At 53.0% G+C, this 17067-nt stretch carries 15 protein-coding genes; 8 read left to right on the forward strand and 7 right to left on the reverse strand.

From position 1 onward, the window contains the following. The first annotated feature begins 144 nt into the window (after positions 1-144). The gene (locus GUC46_RS10580) at positions 145-1140 is read left to right on the forward strand and encodes a LacI family DNA-binding transcriptional regulator (protein WP_003020837.1); all 996 of its coding nucleotides are present in this window, start codon (positions 145-147) and stop codon (positions 1138-1140) included. A 200-nt stretch (positions 1141-1340) separates the two neighbouring features. On the opposite strand, the gene ychF is transcribed toward GUC46_RS10580, so the two are convergent. Then, a complete protein-coding gene (gene ychF / locus GUC46_RS10585; protein ID WP_003020818.1) occupies positions 1341-2435 on the reverse strand; it encodes a redox-regulated ATPase YchF in 1095 nt (364 codons plus the stop codon). Between the two features lie 115 nt (positions 2436-2550). Next, positions 2551-3135 carry an aminoacyl-tRNA hydrolase gene (pth, locus tag GUC46_RS10590; RefSeq protein WP_003020814.1) on the reverse strand — a complete coding sequence of 195 codons (585 nt, stop codon included), beginning with the start codon at positions 3133-3135 and terminating at the stop codon, positions 2551-2553. Positions 3136-3409: 274 nt separating this feature from the next. Here pth and ychH point away from each other — a divergent pair, with 274 nt between their 5' ends. After that, complete coding sequence (gene ychH / locus GUC46_RS10595) at positions 3410-3691, forward strand: stress-induced protein YchH (RefSeq protein ID WP_003020810.1); 282 nt, start codon at positions 3410-3412, stop codon at positions 3689-3691. 114 nt (positions 3692-3805) lie between these two features. Here ychH and lysC read toward each other — a convergent pair whose 3' ends face one another. Further along, a complete protein-coding gene (gene lysC, locus GUC46_RS10600) occupies positions 3806-5167 on the reverse strand; it encodes a lysine-sensitive aspartokinase 3 (protein WP_130714602.1) in 1362 nt (453 codons plus the stop codon). 608 nt (positions 5168-5775) lie between these two features. Between lysC and GUC46_RS10605 the strand changes: the two genes are divergently transcribed. Both GUC46_RS10605 and GUC46_RS10610 read left to right on the forward strand, forming a co-directional pair. Further along, a complete protein-coding gene (locus GUC46_RS10605) occupies positions 5776-7161 on the forward strand; it encodes a diaminobutyrate--2-oxoglutarate transaminase (protein ID WP_008784983.1) in 1386 nt (461 codons plus the stop codon). Positions 7162-7176: 15 nt separating this feature from the next. Further along, the gene (locus GUC46_RS10610) at positions 7177-8640 is read left to right on the forward strand and encodes an aspartate aminotransferase family protein (protein WP_130714603.1); all 1464 of its coding nucleotides are present in this window, start codon (positions 7177-7179) and stop codon (positions 8638-8640) included. A 120-nt stretch (positions 8641-8760) separates the two neighbouring features. On the opposite strand, the gene dauA is transcribed toward GUC46_RS10610, so the two are convergent. The 4 genes from dauA to lolB form a co-directional block, all read right to left on the reverse strand. Then, positions 8761-10416, reverse strand: coding sequence for a C4-dicarboxylic acid transporter DauA (gene dauA, locus GUC46_RS10615; protein ID WP_008322586.1), 1656 nt, complete (start codon positions 10414-10416; stop codon positions 8761-8763). A gap of 151 nt (positions 10417-10567) precedes the next feature. Next, on the reverse strand, positions 10568-11515 hold the full coding sequence (gene prs / locus GUC46_RS10620; protein WP_001518537.1) for a ribose-phosphate diphosphokinase: 948 nt from the start codon (positions 11513-11515) through the stop codon (positions 10568-10570). A 266-nt stretch (positions 11516-11781) separates the two neighbouring features. Then, entirely contained in the window at positions 11782-12633 is an 852-nt protein-coding gene (ispE, locus tag GUC46_RS10625; protein ID WP_032935447.1) for a 4-(cytidine 5'-diphospho)-2-C-methyl-D-erythritol kinase, read from the reverse strand. After that, positions 12630-13253 carry a lipoprotein insertase outer membrane protein LolB gene (gene lolB / locus GUC46_RS10630; RefSeq protein ID WP_003841325.1) on the reverse strand — a complete coding sequence of 208 codons (624 nt, stop codon included), beginning with the start codon at positions 13251-13253 and terminating at the stop codon, positions 12630-12632. Before lolB ends, ispE begins: the two co-directional genes overlap by 4 nt. Positions 13254-13464: 211 nt before the next feature. On the opposite strand from lolB, the gene hemA reads away from it, so the two are divergent. Genes hemA through sirB2 form a run of 4 tightly spaced genes read left to right on the forward strand, consistent with a single transcriptional unit; the run spans position 13465 to position 17067 of the window. After that, positions 13465-14721 carry a glutamyl-tRNA reductase gene (gene hemA / locus GUC46_RS10635; RefSeq protein ID WP_003020789.1) on the forward strand — a complete coding sequence of 419 codons (1257 nt, stop codon included), beginning with the start codon at positions 13465-13467 and terminating at the stop codon, positions 14719-14721. 41 nt (positions 14722-14762) lie between these two features. Further along, positions 14763-15845 (forward strand): peptide chain release factor 1, encoded by a 1083-nt coding sequence (prfA, locus tag GUC46_RS10640; RefSeq protein WP_003020786.1) that lies wholly within the window; start codon positions 14763-14765, stop codon positions 15843-15845. Then, positions 15845-16678, forward strand: a complete 834-nt coding sequence (gene prmC, locus GUC46_RS10645) for a peptide chain release factor N(5)-glutamine methyltransferase (RefSeq protein ID WP_048232145.1) — start codon at positions 15845-15847, stop codon at positions 16676-16678. The genes prfA and prmC overlap by 1 nt, the downstream gene beginning before the upstream one ends. Beyond that, a complete protein-coding gene (gene sirB2, locus GUC46_RS10650; RefSeq protein ID WP_003020779.1) occupies positions 16675-17067 on the forward strand; it encodes an invasion regulator SirB2 in 393 nt (130 codons plus the stop codon). Before prmC ends, sirB2 begins: the two co-directional genes overlap by 4 nt.

Raw genomic sequence — 17067 nt, forward strand, 5'->3', positions numbered from 1 at the left:
AGATAACGTTAACATTCTCGTTTTTCTCGCAGAATTGATGGTAATATCGATGTTAATCACAAAAGTTAACGTTAACATTTTGCGAGTGTTATCAAGATCGCATTTTCAGAACCCGGCAAAGTGAACACCGGCGAAGGAGAGGGTATGGCATCTTTAAAGGATGTGGCGCAGCGGGCTAACGTCTCGTTAATGACCGTATCGCGAGCGATTAACGAACCCGAACGACTGCGGCCAGAAACCTATAAAAAGGTGATGGAAGCGGTAGATGCGCTGGGGTATGTCTCCGATCTCTCCGCGAAAAAAATTCGTGGCGCTAAAACCACGGCTAACACTATTGGAGTGTTAGCGCTGGACACCATGACCACGCCATTTTCCGTGGAGATAACGCTCTCTATCGAAGAGACCGCGCGAGCGCACGGTTGGAATAGCTTTGTGGTGAATATGTTCAGCAATGACCAGCCAGAGAAAATGGTTGATCTGCTGTTGGCGCATCGCCCTGACGGCATTATCTACACCGCGATGGGGCTACGTCAGGTTCCGGTGCCGGAAAAGCTGCATAAGTATCGCTGCGTGCTGGCGAACTGCGAAAGCATCAGTGGCCCTTTTCCCACCTATATTCCTGATGATGAGCAAGGGCAATACCTTGGCGTGAAAGCGCTGTTGGCCGCAGGCTACCGTCGGCTGCTGTGCATCCACCTGCCAAAAGGGATTGTGGCCACCGATCGCCGCCGGGCGGGAATGGAGCGCGCCTGTCGTGAAGCTGGCGTCGACCCTGATGCCATGTTCCACCACTATCTTCCGGCGGGCGAGAGTCACCATATTGATGCGGCGGAGATTGCCGGGCATTACCTGAGTGGCACGCGTCCGATGTTTGATGCGGTGGTATGCGGTAACGACCGCGTGGCTTTTGTTATCTACCAGGTCTTGCTGGGGCGAGGGCTGCGCATTCCGCAGGATGTTGCCGTACTGGGCTATGACAACATGGTAGGCACCGGCGAGCTGTTTTTGCCGCCGCTATCCACAGTACAGCTGCCGCATTATGAAATTGGCCGTCTCAGTGCACTGCATCTTATCCAGGGGCTCGATCACCGCGATACCGTGCGGGTAGACAGCCCCTGGCTTCCGCGCGCCTCAATATGAGTACGTTCACGTGGCAACTGCTGCTTTGCCAAAATAGCTCAGCTTTTTTGGTCATCGTGTTTGGTGCCAACTTTCAGATGCACAACAGCGGGAACCACTGAGATGCTATGAAATAAAAAATCCACGCAATTGCGTGGATTTTATGGGGTTTTCCATTTTTCATGCGATTCACTGAGATCGCATGAGACAATAGAAACGGCTTAGACGTTGAACAGGAAGTTCATGATATCGCCATCTTTGACGATATAGTCCTTACCTTCGGCACGCATTTTCCCAGCTTCTTTCGCACCTTGCTCACCTTTATAAGTGATGAAATCTTCAAACGCGATGGTTTGTGCGCGGATAAAGCCTTTCTCGAAGTCGGTATGAATTTTACCGGCTGCCTGCGGAGCCGTGGCACCGACAGGAATGGTCCATGCACGGACTTCTTTCACGCCAGCGGTGAAGTAGGTCTGCAGGTTCAGCAATTCGTAACCAGCACGGATAACGCGGTTCAGGCCCGGCTCTTCCAGACCCATTTCAGCCATGAATTCTTCACGGTCAGCATCATCGAGTTCTGCAATATCAGCTTCAACGGCAGCACAAACGGCAACCACAACAGAACCTTCGGCAGCCGCGATTTCGCGCACTTTGTCGAGGTACGGGTTGTTCTCAAAACCGTCTTCGTTGACGTTAGCGATATACATGGTTGGCTTCAGGGTCAGGAAGCTCAGGTATTTGATGGCCGCTTTGTCTTCGTCAGTCAGCGTTTTCAGCGCGCGCAGCATGCCGGCGTTTTCCAGCTGTGGCAGGCATTTTTCCAGCGCAGCCAGTTCTGCTTTAGCGTCTTTGTCGCCGCCTTTTGCCTTCTTCTGCACACGATGGATAGCGCGCTCACAGGTGTCGAGGTCGGACAACGCCAGCTCGGTATTGATAACCTCGATGTCGTCAGCCGGATCCACTTTGTTATTAACGTGGATGATGTTGTCGTTTTCAAAGCAGCGTACAACGTGGCCGATCGCTTCGGTTTCACGGATGTTGGTCAGGAATTGGTTACCCAGACCTTCGCCTTTGGACGCGCCTTTTACCAGACCGGCAATGTCGACGAATTCCATCGTTGTAGGTAGGATACGCTGTGGTTTGACGATTTCGGCCAGCTGATCCAGACGCGGATCGGGCATCGGGACAACACCCGTGTTCGGCTCGATAGTACAGAACGGGAAGTTTGCCGCTTCAATACCCGCTTTTGTGAGCGCGTTGAACAGGGTGGATTTGCCTACGTTTGGCAAACCGACGATACCGCATTTGAATCCCATGTTTAAATCACCTTAATCTTTTGATATTCAACCTGTTATGGAAAACAGATTGTAGAAATGTAAATAACTTTGCCTATTATACACAGCACGCGAGAAAAATGCCGCACATCACTGCTTATTGCGCTTTAAAGGTGTGTAACCGGCTCGTAGCTTTGGTCAGGCCATCTTTGAACAAAATCTCGGTACAACGTGCCGCTTCGTCAATCGCTTCATCAATTAACTTCTGTTCTGAAACAGGCGGTTTGCCTAAAACAAATCCGACAACTTTGTTTTTATCGCCCGGATGGCCAATTCCAACGCGTAAACGATGAAAGTTGGGGTTATTACCTAATTTGCTAATGATGTCTTTCAGGCCATTATGTCCGCCATGACCGCCGCCAAGCTTAAATTTGGCCACGCCAGGAGGCAGGTCTAATTCATCGTGCGCGACCAAAATTTCATCGGGGTTGATACGATAAAAACTGGCCATCGCACCGACGGCCTTGCCGCTAAGATTCATAAATGTGGTCGGTACCAGCAGACGGACGTCTTCACCTTCAAGCGTTACTCGGGAGGTGTAACCGAAGAATTTCGGCTCATCGCGCAGGGGGGCGCGTAATCTCTCTGCCAGTAGATCGACATACCATGCGCCTGCGTTGTGTCGCGTTGCCGCATACTCTGCGCCGGGGTTCGCCAGGCCGACAATCAATTTAATCGCCACGTGTTTTGTCCTGAGTGTTTCGATAAACGACGTGTAGTTTACTGTCTGACGGTGCGCTTGACAAAAAACTGCGTGCTTATCGCCAAAAGCTGAATAATTGCACAAGTGGACTATTAGAAAATGAGTATGTTCAGTGGCTTATTTGTAAAGTTTTGTTGCATGAGTGTTTGTAATTGTGATCGCTCCCGCACTTGCGAACGGCAGTGTTGTCTATACTTTACACATAAGGATTAGGGGTATTCCCTGTAACAACCCAAAGTTCCGGAGGTGACACATGAAACGCAAAAACGCTTCGCTACTCGGTAACGTGCTCATGGCTTTAGGGTTGGTGGTAATGGTTGTGGGTGTGGGTTATTCAATTTTAAACCAGTTGCCGCAATTTAATCTGCCGCAGTTTTTCGCACATGGTGCGGTGCTCAGTATTTTTGTTGGCGGTATTCTCTGGTTAGCAGGTGCCAGAGTGGGTGGACACGAACAAATCAGTGACCGTTACTGGTGGGTACGTCATTATGACAAACGCTGTCGTCGTGGTGACACCAATCACCGTCATAACTAAATCCTCCCTCTGTTGAAAGGGCGGGGGTCAGAATGAAGAGCCTTGGTTATAAAACCAGGGCTCTGCTTGTTCATGATCATTGCTTAAACTGGATGCGACAGAATAAGAGAAGAATTATTCGAATAACCGGTAATGTAATGCTCTAACCGCGCTGTCTGCATCGTCAGCCGGTAACAGGATGCACAGGTTGTCGTTCGATGCTCCATGGCAAATCATTCGTACCGTATGCTCTTCAAGCCAGGCAAAAATGTCTTTGCAAACTCCCGCAGCCTGTGTGAGTTGATTCCCCACCAAAGTGACCAACGCCAGCCCGGTTTCCACTTCTACACGACAGTGGGAGGATAATGCGGTAAACAATGCGGTGGTCAGCACATGGTCTTCACCTGAGGTTGCATGAGTGGCGTCCAGCACCAGCGCAATACTATTCTCTGAGGTTGTAACCAAATCCACCGTGACGGCGTGGCGAGCTAAAATGGCGAAGGACTGCGCCAGGAAAGAGCAGGAAGGTTGCTTCTCCAGACTGTGTAACCGCAACAGCGTCTGTTTACGACGCACGGCGATCGCACGATAGCGAGGTGGATTATCGGTGGTGTTGTGCACCAACGTACCTCCGGCGGCAGTATCCTTACTTGAGCCAACAAAGACCGGAATGCTTTTACGCATTGCCGGAAGTAGCGTAGCCGGGTGGAGGACCTTCGCACCGTAGGCGGCCATATCGCTGGCCTCGGAAAATGAGATATGGTCGATTCGTTTGGCCCGCGGCGCAATGCGTGGGTCGGTGGTGTAGATCCCTGCGACGTCGGTCCAGATGTCAACGCGTGTGGCGTGAAGTGCCTCACCGAGAAGCGTAGCCGTGTAATCACTACCGCCGCGTCCAAGCGTTGTGGTGTGTCCTGCGGCATCTCGCCCGATAAATCCCTGAGTCACCATAATCGCTTGCTCAAGACGAGGGCGCAGGTGAGTCTCCACCTGGTGGTGCAGTGTGCCAAGCTCGGGTTCGGCGCAGCCGAAGTTCGCGTTAGTACGCATCACGCTGCGGGCGTCAAACCACCCGGCCTCGGCCTGCCGTTCACGTAAAACTTCAGTAAACAGTAGTGACGACATCAGCTCGCCATGGCTGACTAATTCATCGCTTAACGCATCAGACGGTGAAACCATCGCCGTTTGTGCAAGACGCTGTATGTTGTTGAGAAGATTATCGATTTCCGTGCTGATAACGGAAGGCTGCTTCAGGCGGGAAATAATGTTGTATTGGATGGCGCGTAAAGTCTCAAGCTTATCTAATTGTTGATGCGTTTCCAGACCTTCAGAAAGCTCGACCAGTAAGTTTGTCACGCCTGCTGAAGCAGACAAAACGACTAAACGGACATCTTGATCAGCAAGGACAATGCTGGCGCTTCGGTTCATCGCATCAAAATCAGCGACGCTGGTGCCGCCAAATTTGGCAACGACGGATGGTGGATAAATGCGAGTCATAACAATCTCATATCAGGGCGCCATAAAAGTATGGCTAGAAAATTTTCATTCTCGGCATAAGGGAACAAAGTTCGCCTTACGAAATGTCCGCCCGCGAACATTTCTGCTGACAACCCAGGGTATACCTGTTGTCGATAACGAGTGTCGCCTGTACGCGTTACCGGGTGCTGCGCATTAATTTTATTTACAAAGCCTGCAAATAAGCGCGCCATACTAAGTGATTTATATTAAGGGATCGACTTGTTTATTCGATTTATAGGCAAATAAGTGAAAAATCATGTCGTAACAAGAAAGCGCCTACATTATTAATGGTAAAAACGTGTAAAAAAATAATAAAAACATGAAAATCTCATGGTTTTTATAACATCGTAAGCGCTGCAATTGGCTACAGTATTGTTAATTTAATAGCTATATTTGTTTAGGGTTTAGTAATGATTGAAGAAGGTTATGCGCTGAAATTTAAGGAAAAAATGCTTATTTGAGACGTCTAAAAATAAATGATTGAGTCCCAAGCTAAAACAACATATATTAGCCGCGCTTTTTTACAGGTAATCCTTATAACCATTTATTCAATCAGGCGTTAATCTACACCTGGTTGTAGGAGTGATATGATGACGGATAAAGTCCGTATTGATACTTTAAGTGCTAATTCATTACCACAGAGCAATGATACCTTTTTAGCAAGACAGGCTGAGTTTGAATCTAATGTCCGCAGCTATCCACGTAAACTGCCATTAGCGATCGCTAAAGCGCAGGGCGTCTGGATTACTGATGTAGAAAATAATCAATATCTTGATTGCCTGGCAGGTGCCGGAACCCTGGCGCTTGGTCATAACCATCCTGAAGTGCTGCAGAGCATTCAAAGTGTCATCACAAGCGGCTTACCGTTACATACGCTTGACCTTACCACGCCGTTAAAAGATGAATTCTCATCATATTTACTTTCTTTATTACCGGGCCAGGGCAAAGAATATTGCCTGCAGTTCACCGGTCCGTCCGGTGCAGATGCTGTTGAAGCGGCGCTGAAGCTGGCGAAGAAAGTGACCGGCCGTTCCAGCATCATTAGTTTCTCCGGCGGCTACCACGGGATGACCCACGGCGCGCTGTCCGTGACCGGCAACCTGTCGCCGAAAGAAGCGGTCAGCAATATGATGGCGGAAGTGCAGTTTATGCCGTATCCACATCAGTACCGTTGCCCGCTGGGTATCGGCGGCGACGCTGGCGTCAAAGCATTAACCTACTACTTCGAAAACCTGATCAACGACGTTGAAAGCGGCGTGCGTAAACCGGCTGCCGTAATCCTCGAAGCGGTGCAGGGCGAAGGTGGCGTGAATCCGGCTCCGGTCGAATGGCTGCAACGCATTCGTAAAGTGACTCAGGAACACGGCATTCTGCTGATCATCGATGAAGTTCAGGCTGGCTTTGCACGCACCGGTAAACTGTTCGCCTTCGAACACGCCGGTATTGAACCTGATATCATCGTGATGTCCAAAGCGGTTGGCGGCGGTCTGCCACTGGCGGTACTGGGCATTAAAAAGCAATTCGATGCGTGGGCTCCGGGCCACCACACTGGCACTTTCCGCGGCAACCAACTGGCGATGGCGACCGGTCTGACAACGCTGAAGATCCTCAAAGACGACAAGATTGCCGATAAAGTTGCCGCCCAGGGCGAGTGGCTGAAAGGCAAACTGGCTGACCTGCAGAAACGCTACCCGGTTATCGGCCAAGTGCGTGGTCTGGGCCTGATGATCGGCCTGGAAATCGTGAAGCCGAACGAAGCGCAGGATCACATGGGTTGCTACCCGGCTGATGGCGAGCTGTCCGCGTTGCTGCAGAAGAAATGCTTCGAAAACGGGCTGATTCTGGAGCGTGGTGGCCGCAACGGCTGCGTGCTGCGTCTGCTGCCGTCTCTGCTGATCACCAACGCTGAGCTGGAAATTTTCCTCGATAAATTCGAAAACGCCCTGCTGGGCGCTGGCGTGAAGCCGGTTTAAACGGAGTTGGATCGAATGTCAGACGTAAACCCGATTCTGTCCGGCTCGGCGCAAAGCATCGCCGCCTATCAGGACGCTATCGAGCAGAGTACGCAAGCGGTCGTTGAATGGTTGAAGCAGCCTGAGATGTATCAGGGCAAAACCGTTGAGCAACTGCGTGAACGTATCAACCTGAATTTTACGTCTCAGGGCCTGGGCAACCAGGCCGCTATTGAGCGTGCGGTTGAATACTTTCTCAAAGACAGCCTGTTGGTTCACCATGCTCAGTGCGTGGCGCACCTGCACTGCCCAAGTCTGGTGATTAGCCAGGCGGCGGAAGTGCTGATCAACGCCACTAACCAGAGTATGGACTCCTGGGACCAAAGCCCGTCGGCCACGATCATTGAGATCAAACTGATCGAATGGCTTCGTGAGCAGGTGGGTTATGTGGCAGGCGATGCGGGCGTATTCACCAGCGGCGGCACCCAGAGTAACCTGATGGGCCTGATGCTGGCGCGCGACGCCTTCTTTGCTCGCCAGGGACATTCCATTCAGCAAGATGGTCTGACCGGTGATCTGAGCAAAATTAAAGTGTTCTGCTCTGAAAGCGCGCACTTCTCCGTGCAGAAGAACATGGCGCTAATGGGGCTGGGCTACCGCTCCGTCACCCAGGTGAAGACCGATGCGTTTTCACGCATGGATCTGGCTGACCTGAAAGACAAGCTGGCCCAGGCGAAAGCCAATGGCGAGCAGGTGATGGCCATTGTCGCGACGGCTGGCACGACAGATGCTGGTGCCATCGATCCGTTAGCGGATATTGCGGCGCTGGCGACAGAACATCAGATCTGGATGCACGTGGATGCGGCATGGGGCGGGGCGTTACTGCTTTCTGAGCAGTATCGTCACTTCCTCAACGGCCTTGAGCTGGCAGATTCCGTGACGCTGGATTTCCACAAGCAGTTCTTCCAGACCATCAGCTGCGGTGCGTTCCTGTTAAAAGATGCGCGCCACTACGAGCTGATGCGTTACCAGGCGGCGTACCTGAACTCTGATTTCGATGAAGAGGCTGGCGTACCAAACCTGGTATCGAAGTCGCTGCAGACCACGCGTCGTTTCGATGCGCTGAAGTTGTGGATGGGCCTCGAAGCGCTGGGCAAAAAGCAGTATGCCGAAATCATTGATAATGGCGTAACGCTGGCGCGTGATGTTGCTGAGTTTGTCAAAACCCAGTCGCATCTTGAACTGGTGATGGAACCACAGCTGGCAAGCGTGCTGTTCCGCTTCCGTCCTGAAAGCGATGATATGGCGTTCGTTGCGCTGCTGAACCAGCGTATTGGCGACGTGCTGCTGGCTTCCGGTAGCGCCAACGTCGGCGTGACCGAAGCGGATGGCATCACCTGCCTGAAGCTGACGCTGCTGAACCCGACGGTGTGCCTGGAGGATGTGAAAGTCCTGCTGGCCAGCGTTAAGGCAACGGCATTGAGCATTTTAAACGCGTAATTGCCCGGTGGCACTGCGTTTACCGGGCCTACGGGTTCGGTGCAATGTTTGGGTTTTGTGGGCCGGATAAGCGAACCGCATCCGGCAATAAAAAGGCTCCCGTGAACGGGAGCCTTTTTGCTATTTAATATCCGCTAAAGCGGCGTCTTTATTCGGGAAGAATGCCAGACGACCGGGAATCGGCTGAATACCCGCGCGCGCCATGGTGCGCAGCGGCTGAAATTCCAGGTTAGATACCCGCAGCTCGCAGCCTTCAGGCAGTTTTTTCACAAAACGCTGGAAAGCGTCCAGACCACCGGCATCCAGTACCGGGACCGCGTCCCACTTCAAGACTACGATGCGTTTACCTTCAATACGCGACTCGAGATCGGTAAATAATCCTTCCGCCGCGGCAAAGAATAGCGGGCCAATGACGCGCAACACCAGCACATCGTCCGGTACGTCTACGTTGACCGGCGCCAGACGCGTCATGCGCGCAATACGACGCATAAACAGTAGAGATGCAAGAACGATACCGACGCTGATGGCTATAACCATATCGAACAGCACCGTCAGCGACATACACATCAGCATGACGATGATGTCGTCTTTCGGCGCATGACGCAGCAAATCCACCACTTTATGCGCTTCACTCATGTTCCATGCCACCATTAGCAGCAGGGCGGCCATGGCGGAAAGCGGTAACCAGGAAAGCAGCGGTGCAAGCACCAACAGGGCTAGGATCACCAGAATCGCATGGATAACCGCTGAGATTGGCGATGTTGCACCCGCGCGGACGTTTGCCGCAGAACGGGCAATTGCCGCCGTGGCGGTGATACCGCCAAAGAACGGTGCGACGATGTTGCCCAGTCCCTGACCAATCAGCTCACTGTTAGCTTTGTGTTTGGTGCCGGTCATCCCATCGAGTACGACGGCGCACAGCAGAGATTCGATCGCCCCGAGCATTGCCATCGAGAAGGCTGCCGGTAACAGCGCCTGTAACGAGCTCCAGCTCAGAGTAAAGTTTGACTCTGGCATATTCCACGGTAATACCAATTGCGGCAGCAACTGTGGGATACCATTGCCCTGCGAGCCGTCAGCCAGAATATAGTGGAACTGAGATCCGATGGTGGCGACATGGCCGCCGGTGAGGTTCACGATACCCATTACCGCACAGCCTGCCAGGAGTGCGGGAAGGTGGCCCGGTAATCGGATACCCAGACGCGGCCAGAAAATCAGGATCCCCAGTGTCACCACGCCAATCGCGGCATCACCCACGTTGATGGTTGGCAAAGCCATAAATAGCGCGCCCACCTTCTGCAAATAGTGCTCTGGCACGTGGGTCATTTGCAGGCCGAGAAAATCTTTAATCTGCATGGTACCGATGGTGATACCGATACCTGAGGTAAAACCTAACGTCACGGACACCGGAATATATTCGATCAAACGACCAAAGCGGGCGAGGCCGAAAAGGATCAGGAATATCCCGGACATGAGCGTGGCAACCAGCAGGCCTGCCAGCCCAAACTGTTGCGACACCGGATACAGAATCACCACGAAGGCGGCGGTTGGGCCAGATACGCTAAAGCGCGAGCCCCCGGTAAGGGCGATAACAATCCCAGCAACGGCTGAGGTATACAGACCGTACTGCGGTGCAACGCCACTGCCTATTGCCAGCGCCATCGCCAGTGGAATGGCAATGATCCCAACCGTTATCCCGGCGATCAGGTCGCGGGTGAAGCGGGAAGCAGTATATTTTTCTTTCCAACAAGCGTCGATGAGGGCGCGGAAAGGCATCACATGTGAGGAAAATAATCTGTTCACAATAATGTTTCATCCATGGGCGCATCATCTGTCAACTGAATGACAGGTGAAGGAGGCAAAAGTCATACAAATAAATATTACAGATAAAAAAACCCGCCGCAGCGGGTTTTTGAGCCGGGCTCGATTAATGCTCGAACATAGCAGAGATGGATTCTTCGTTGCTGATACGACGAATCGCTTCGGCCAGCATACCCGACAGGGTCAATGTACGCACGTTTGGCAGTGCTTTGATTTCGTCAGTCAGTGGAATGGTGTCACAGACAACGACTTCATCAATCACTGAGTTGCGCAGGTTGTTTGCCGCATTACCTGAGAAGATCGGGTGAGTAGCGTAAGCAAATACGCGTTTTGCACCACGTTCTTTCAGTGCTTCTGCTGCTTTGCACAGCGTACCGCCGGTATCGATCATGTCATCAACCAGTACGCAGTCACGACCTGCAACGTCACCAATAATGTGCATCACCTGAGAAACGTTCGCACGCGGGCGACGTTTGTCGATGATAGCCATATCGGTATCGTTCAGCAGTTTAGCGATAGCGCGGGCACGCACGACGCCACCGATATCCGGAGAAACCACAATCGGGTTGTCCAGGTTCAGCTGCAGCATGTCTTCTAACAGGATCGGGCTACCGAATACGTTATCAACCGGTACATCGAAGAAGCCCTGGATCTGTTCAGCATGCAGGTCAACGGTGAGGACGCGGTCAACGCCAACGCTGGACAGGAAATCAGCGACGACTTTAGCGGTAATCGGTACACGAGCGGAACGTACGCGACGATCCTGACGTGCATAGCCGAAGTAAGGAATAACGGCGGTGATACGGCCTGCGGAAGCACGGCGCAGCGCATCAACCATAACGACCAATTCCATCAGGTTGTCGTTAGTAGGGGCACAAGTGGACTGGATGATGAAAATATCACCACCGCGTACATTTTCATTAATTTGTACGCTGACTTCGCCGTCGCTAAAGCGACCTACAGCGGCGTCGCCGAGTGAAGTGTACAGGCGGTTGGCAATACGTTGTGCTAGTTCCGGGGTGGCGTTACCAGCAAAAAGCTTCATATCAGGCACGAGAAGAACCTCAGGCATGCGTCCATTGGTGGAAAGAATCTGCCGAAAACTGTGCGGGCCAGGCAGTATCCTCTCCATGCGGTGTATTAAAGAGCGCGATGCAACGTCTGGAACAGGGTGACGTTGTCACCGCAACTCAGCTTGCCCGGCTTACTCGTTATCCTTCGTGTTTCATGTTCGCTGGCATTAATTCCTCACATCAGTCACATACTTTTGTATGCTCCTGGCGGTTCGTCATTTCGCCATCTTCCTGAAACCAGAAGGATTTAGAGTAACGCTCTGTGCAATGGGGAGAGGTTGACGCCTTTCGCCACAAAGCCTTTGAGCCATTCCGGGGCTTGCTCAAGCACCTGGCGAGCACGAGACTCAGTGTCAAATTCAGCAAAGACACAAGCCCCTGTACCAGTCAGGCGCGACGGCGCGTATTCTAACAGCCAGGAAAGCGCCGCATCAACCTCGCGAAAACGTTTTCTTGCGATAACCTCGCAATCATTGCCGAATTCACATTTTAGTAACGTTTTTATTGACCTTTTTGGCGTGTTGCGCGGGAGGTCGGGATCGTTAAAAATCACCGGTGTCGGAATGCTGACTCCCGGGTGAGCAACCAGATACCACTTTTCTTCAGGCTCGACCGGCGTCAGAATTTCTCCAACACCTTCGGCAAAGGCCGCATGGCCGCGCACGAACACGGGAACATCCGCCCCTAGGGTTAAACCGAGTGCCGCCAGTTCATCAATCGAAAGTCCACACTGCCAGAGATGGTTAAGCGCCACCAGAACGGTTGCCGCATTTGATGAACCACCGCCGAGGCCGCCGCCCATCGGCAGGCGTTTGTCGATACTGATGTCCGCACCGCTCCCTTTGGGAAGGCGATTGCTTTCAGATGCTACCTTCATCAGCAAACGTGCCGCACGGACGATCAGGTTGTCTTCGTGCGCAACGCCTTCCACCGGGGTTAACAGGCGAATTTCGCCGTCGCCACGCAGCGCAATATCTATCGTGTCGCCATAATCAAGAAACTGAAATAGCGTTTGCAGCGAGTGGTAACCGTCCGCACGTTGCCCGGTGATGTATAAAAACAGATTCAGTTTTGCCGGAGAGGGCCAATGAGTCATCATTTCACAATCCAGTTGTCCATTTTCAGCTTAATACGCTGATCGCCGTCCGACAGCTCCATGTTTGCCGGCATCGCTGGCTGGGTTTTGCTGTCGTAGCCGCTATAGACCACTTTCCAGTTTTTACCGTCTTTGCTGTAATTCACTTCACTTAGACGGTATTGATCATCGAGTTTGTAATCGGTGGCATCTCCCGGCAGACCAAGGATCCACTGGCGCAGGCTATTCAATGGGATAGGCATGCCAGTCAGTTTGCCGATCATCTCTTCAGCGTCGTCGGCAGTGTAGTGCTTGCCTTTGTTATCGACCAGTTCGACGTTGCCCGGCTGCGCATTGAGTTCCAGTTCAGTGCTGCCCAGTGGGTTTGTTAGCAGGAGACGATAGCGATCCTGACCGGTTTGCTGCCAGAAAAAGCGGGCATACACTTTCTGTTGATCGGAAATATAGGCAAACGCACCGCGCGTCTGATATTGGTTCAGGGCGCGTACTTCCTGCTGGTGCTGGCGCCACTGCGGGGAATCGGGGCTTTTGCCGGGACCTTTCGGCGCGTTGAGGGTACAGGCACTAAGAACCAGGGCCGCAAGGGGCAGCAGGCGAATCAGGCGAAAATCAGGCAGGGTCATAATGATGACAAATCCTTGAGATACGTTGCAGTTATAACTCTTAATGCTAGCGCCGCCATCAGACATCGTCTACGTTCAAGTTATCTTAAATCGCTTAAATTTGTGCACTAAGCTATTACTCCAAAAGGGGTCAGTCTCTTTTATTGACCGCACGCATCCTGTATGATGCACCCAGTCTAACCTTATCAACGCTGGTACTATTCCCGCACACATGACCCTTTTAGCGCTTGGTATTAACCATAAAACGGCACCTGTATCGCTGCGAGAACGCGTAACGTTTTCGCCGGATACGCTCGATCAGGCGCTGGACAGCCTGCAAGCGCTGCCAATGGTGCAGGGCGGGGTAGTGCTGTCGACGTGTAACCGCACAGAGATTTACCTCAGCGTGGAAGAGCAGGATAACCTGCGAGAAGCGCTGATTCGCTGGCTGTGCGAATACCATAACCTCAATGAAGAAGACCTGCGTAATAGCCTGTACTGGCACCAGGACAACGACGCCGTCAGTCATTTGATGCGCGTTGCCAGTGGTCTGGATTCACTGGTGCTCGGTGAACCGCAAATTTTGGGGCAGGTGAAAAAAGCATTTGCGGATTCGCAAAAAGGCCACCAGAACGCCAGTGCGCTGGAGCGCATGTTCCAGAAATCATTCTCTGTTGCTAAACGTGTACGTACAGAAACTGACATCGGTGCCAGCGCCGTGTCGGTGGCGTTTGCCGCCTGTACTCTGGCGCGGCAGATATTTGAATCGCTCTCAACGGTAACCGTGCTGTTAGTCGGTGCGGGCGAAACCATCGAACTGGTAGCGCGACACTTGCGCGAGCATAAAGTGAAGAAGATGATCATCGCCAACCGTACGCGCGAGCGTGCGCAGGTACTGGCGGATGAAGTCGGCGCCGAGGTGATTTCACTGAGTGATATCGACGCACGTTTGCAGGATGCCGATATCATTATCAGTTCTACTGCCAGTCCGCTGCCGATTATCGGTAAAGGAATGGTGGAACGCGCGCTTAAAAACCGCCGCAATCAGCCTATGTTGCTGGTGGATATCGCCGTACCGCGCGATGTCGAGCCGGAAGTGGGTAAATTGTCTAACGCCTATCTGTACAGCGTTGATGACCTGCAAAGCATCATTTCGCATAACCTTGCCCAGCGCAAAGCGGCGGCGGTGGAAGCCGAAACGATTGTGGAGCAGGAAGCCAGCGAGTTTATGGCCTGGCTACGCGCCCAGGGCGCAAGCGACACTATCCGCGAGTATCGCAGTCAGTCAGAACAGATCCGTGATGAACTGACCGCTAAAGCGTTGGCCGCTCTTCAACAGGGCGGTGATGCGCAAGCCATTATGCAGGATTTGGCCTGGAAACTGACCAACCGCCTGATCCATGCACCAACCAAATCACTTCAACAGGCCGCCCGTGATGGGGATAGTGAACGCCTGAATATTCTGCGCGACAGCCTCGGGCTGGAGTAGCAGCACACCAATCTTATTTTTTACAGGGTGCATTTACGCCTATGAAGCCTTCTATCGTTGCCAAACTGGAAGCCCTGCATGAACGCCATGAAGAAGTTCAGGCGCTGCTCGGTGATGCGGGTACTATCGCAGACCAGGATCGCTTTCGTGCGCTGTCGCGCGAATATGCGCAATTAAGCGATGTCTCTCGCTGTTTTACGGACTGGCAACAGGTTCAGGAAGATATCGAGACGGCTCAGATGATGCTCGACGATCCTGAAATGCGTGAAATGGCGCAGGATGAACTGCGCGAAGCAAAAGAGAAATGCGAGCAGCTGGAACAGCATCTGCAGGTCCTGCTGTTACCTAAAGACCCCGATGACGAACGTAACGCCTTCCTCGAAGTGCGTGCGGGAACCGGTGGTGATGAAGCGGCGCTGTTTGCCGGCGATCTGTTCCGCATGTACAGCCGTTACGCTGAATCGCGTCGCTGGCGGGTAGAGATCATGAGCGCCAGCGAAGGCGAACATGGCGGGTTTAAAGAAGTCATTGCCAAGATTAGCGGCGAAGGCGTTTACGGGCGACTGAAGTTTGAGTCCGGCGGCCATCGCGTGCAGCGCGTACCTGCGACGGAATCGCAGGGGCGTATTCATACTTCTGCCTGTACGGTCGCTGTCATGCCGGAACTGCCGGATGCCGAACTGCCGGACATCAACCCGGCCGATCTGCGTATTGATACCTTCCGTTCATCAGGCGCGGGCGGTCAGCACGTTAACACCACCGACTCCGCAATCCGTATTACCCACTTACCGACCGGTATCGTGGTGGAATGCCAGGACGAACGTTCACAGCATAAAAACAAAGCCAAAGCGATGTCGGTGCTGGGGGCGCGAATTCGTGCCGCCGAAGTGGCAAGACGTCAACAGGCAGAAGCCTCTGAACGTCGTAACCTGTTGGGCAGCGGCGATCGCAGCGATCGTAACCGCACCTATAACTTCCCGCAGGGTCGTGTGACCGATCACCGCATTAACCTGACACTCTACCGTCTGGATGAAGCGATGGAAGGCAAACTGGATATGCTGATTGAGCCGATTGTCCAGGAATACCAGGCCGACCAACTGGCGGCGTTGTCCGAGCAGGATTAATGGATTATCAGCACTGGCTGCGTGAAGCGATAAGCCAATTACAGGAAAGCGAAAGCCCGCGACGTGACGCCGAGATTTTACTCGAGTTTGTCACCGGTAAGGGGCGCACCTTTATTCTGGCGTTCGGCGAAACGGTGTTAACCGAGGCGCAGCGTCAACGGCTCGATACATTACTGGAACGCCGTCAGCGGGGTGAGCCGGTGGCACATCTGACCGGCGTGCGCGAGTTCTGGTCGCTGCCGCTGTTTGTCTCTCCGGCTACGCTTATTCCACGCCCGGATACTGAGTGTCTTGTTGAGCAGGCGCTGGCTCGTCTGCCTGCCTCTGCGTGTCGTATTCTCGATTTGGGAACCGGTACGGGCGCCATCGCGCTGGCGCTGGCAACTGAGCGTCCGGATTGTGCGGTGACCGCGGTTGACCGCATGCCCGATGCCGTGGCGCTGGCAACTCGCAACAAACAGCATCTGGCCATCGACAATGTTTGCGTGCTGCAAAGCGACTGGTTCAGTGCTTTGCAGGGGCAGCAGTTTGACATGATTGTCAGCAATCCGCCGTATATTGACGAACAGGACCCGCACCTGGCGCTTGGCGATGTACGTTTTGAGCCGCTATCGGCACTGGTGGCGGGCGAGCAGGGTATGGCGGATATCGTGCATATCATTGACCAGTCTCGACAAATGTTAACGCCCGGCGGATATCTGTTGCTGGAGCACGGCTGGCAGCAGGGACAGGCAGTCCGCGACGCCTATACTCATGCCGGTTACCAGGCGGTTGAAACCTGCCGCGACTATGGCGGCAACGAGCGAATTACGCTTGGACGCATCCCATCATGAGTACCTTCAGCGTGTTACTCAACGTCCATCTCATCAGCATTGCGCTTTCTGTTGGTCTGTTAACGCTGCGTTTTTGGTGGCGTTACACCGACTCGCGCCTTGCCTGCGCGCGCTGGACGCGCATCGTGCCGCCGGTTGTCGATACCGTTTTATTACTCAGCGGCATAGCGTTAATGGTTAAAGCGCACATCCTGCCATTCACTGAGCACGGGACATGGCTGACTGAAAAGCTGTTTGGGGTTATCATTTACATCGTTTTGGGTTTTATTGCGCTCGATTATCGTCGGGCGCGCAGTCAGCAGGCGCGATTAGTCGCATTTCCGCTGGCACTGGTGGTGCTGTACATCATCATTAAACTCGCCACCACAAAAATACCGTTACTGGGGTAA

Origin of the sequence: Citrobacter sp. LUTT5 (assembly GCF_009905315.1) — a bacterium.
Taxonomy (GTDB): Bacteria; Pseudomonadota; Gammaproteobacteria; order Enterobacterales; family Enterobacteriaceae; genus Citrobacter; species Citrobacter freundii.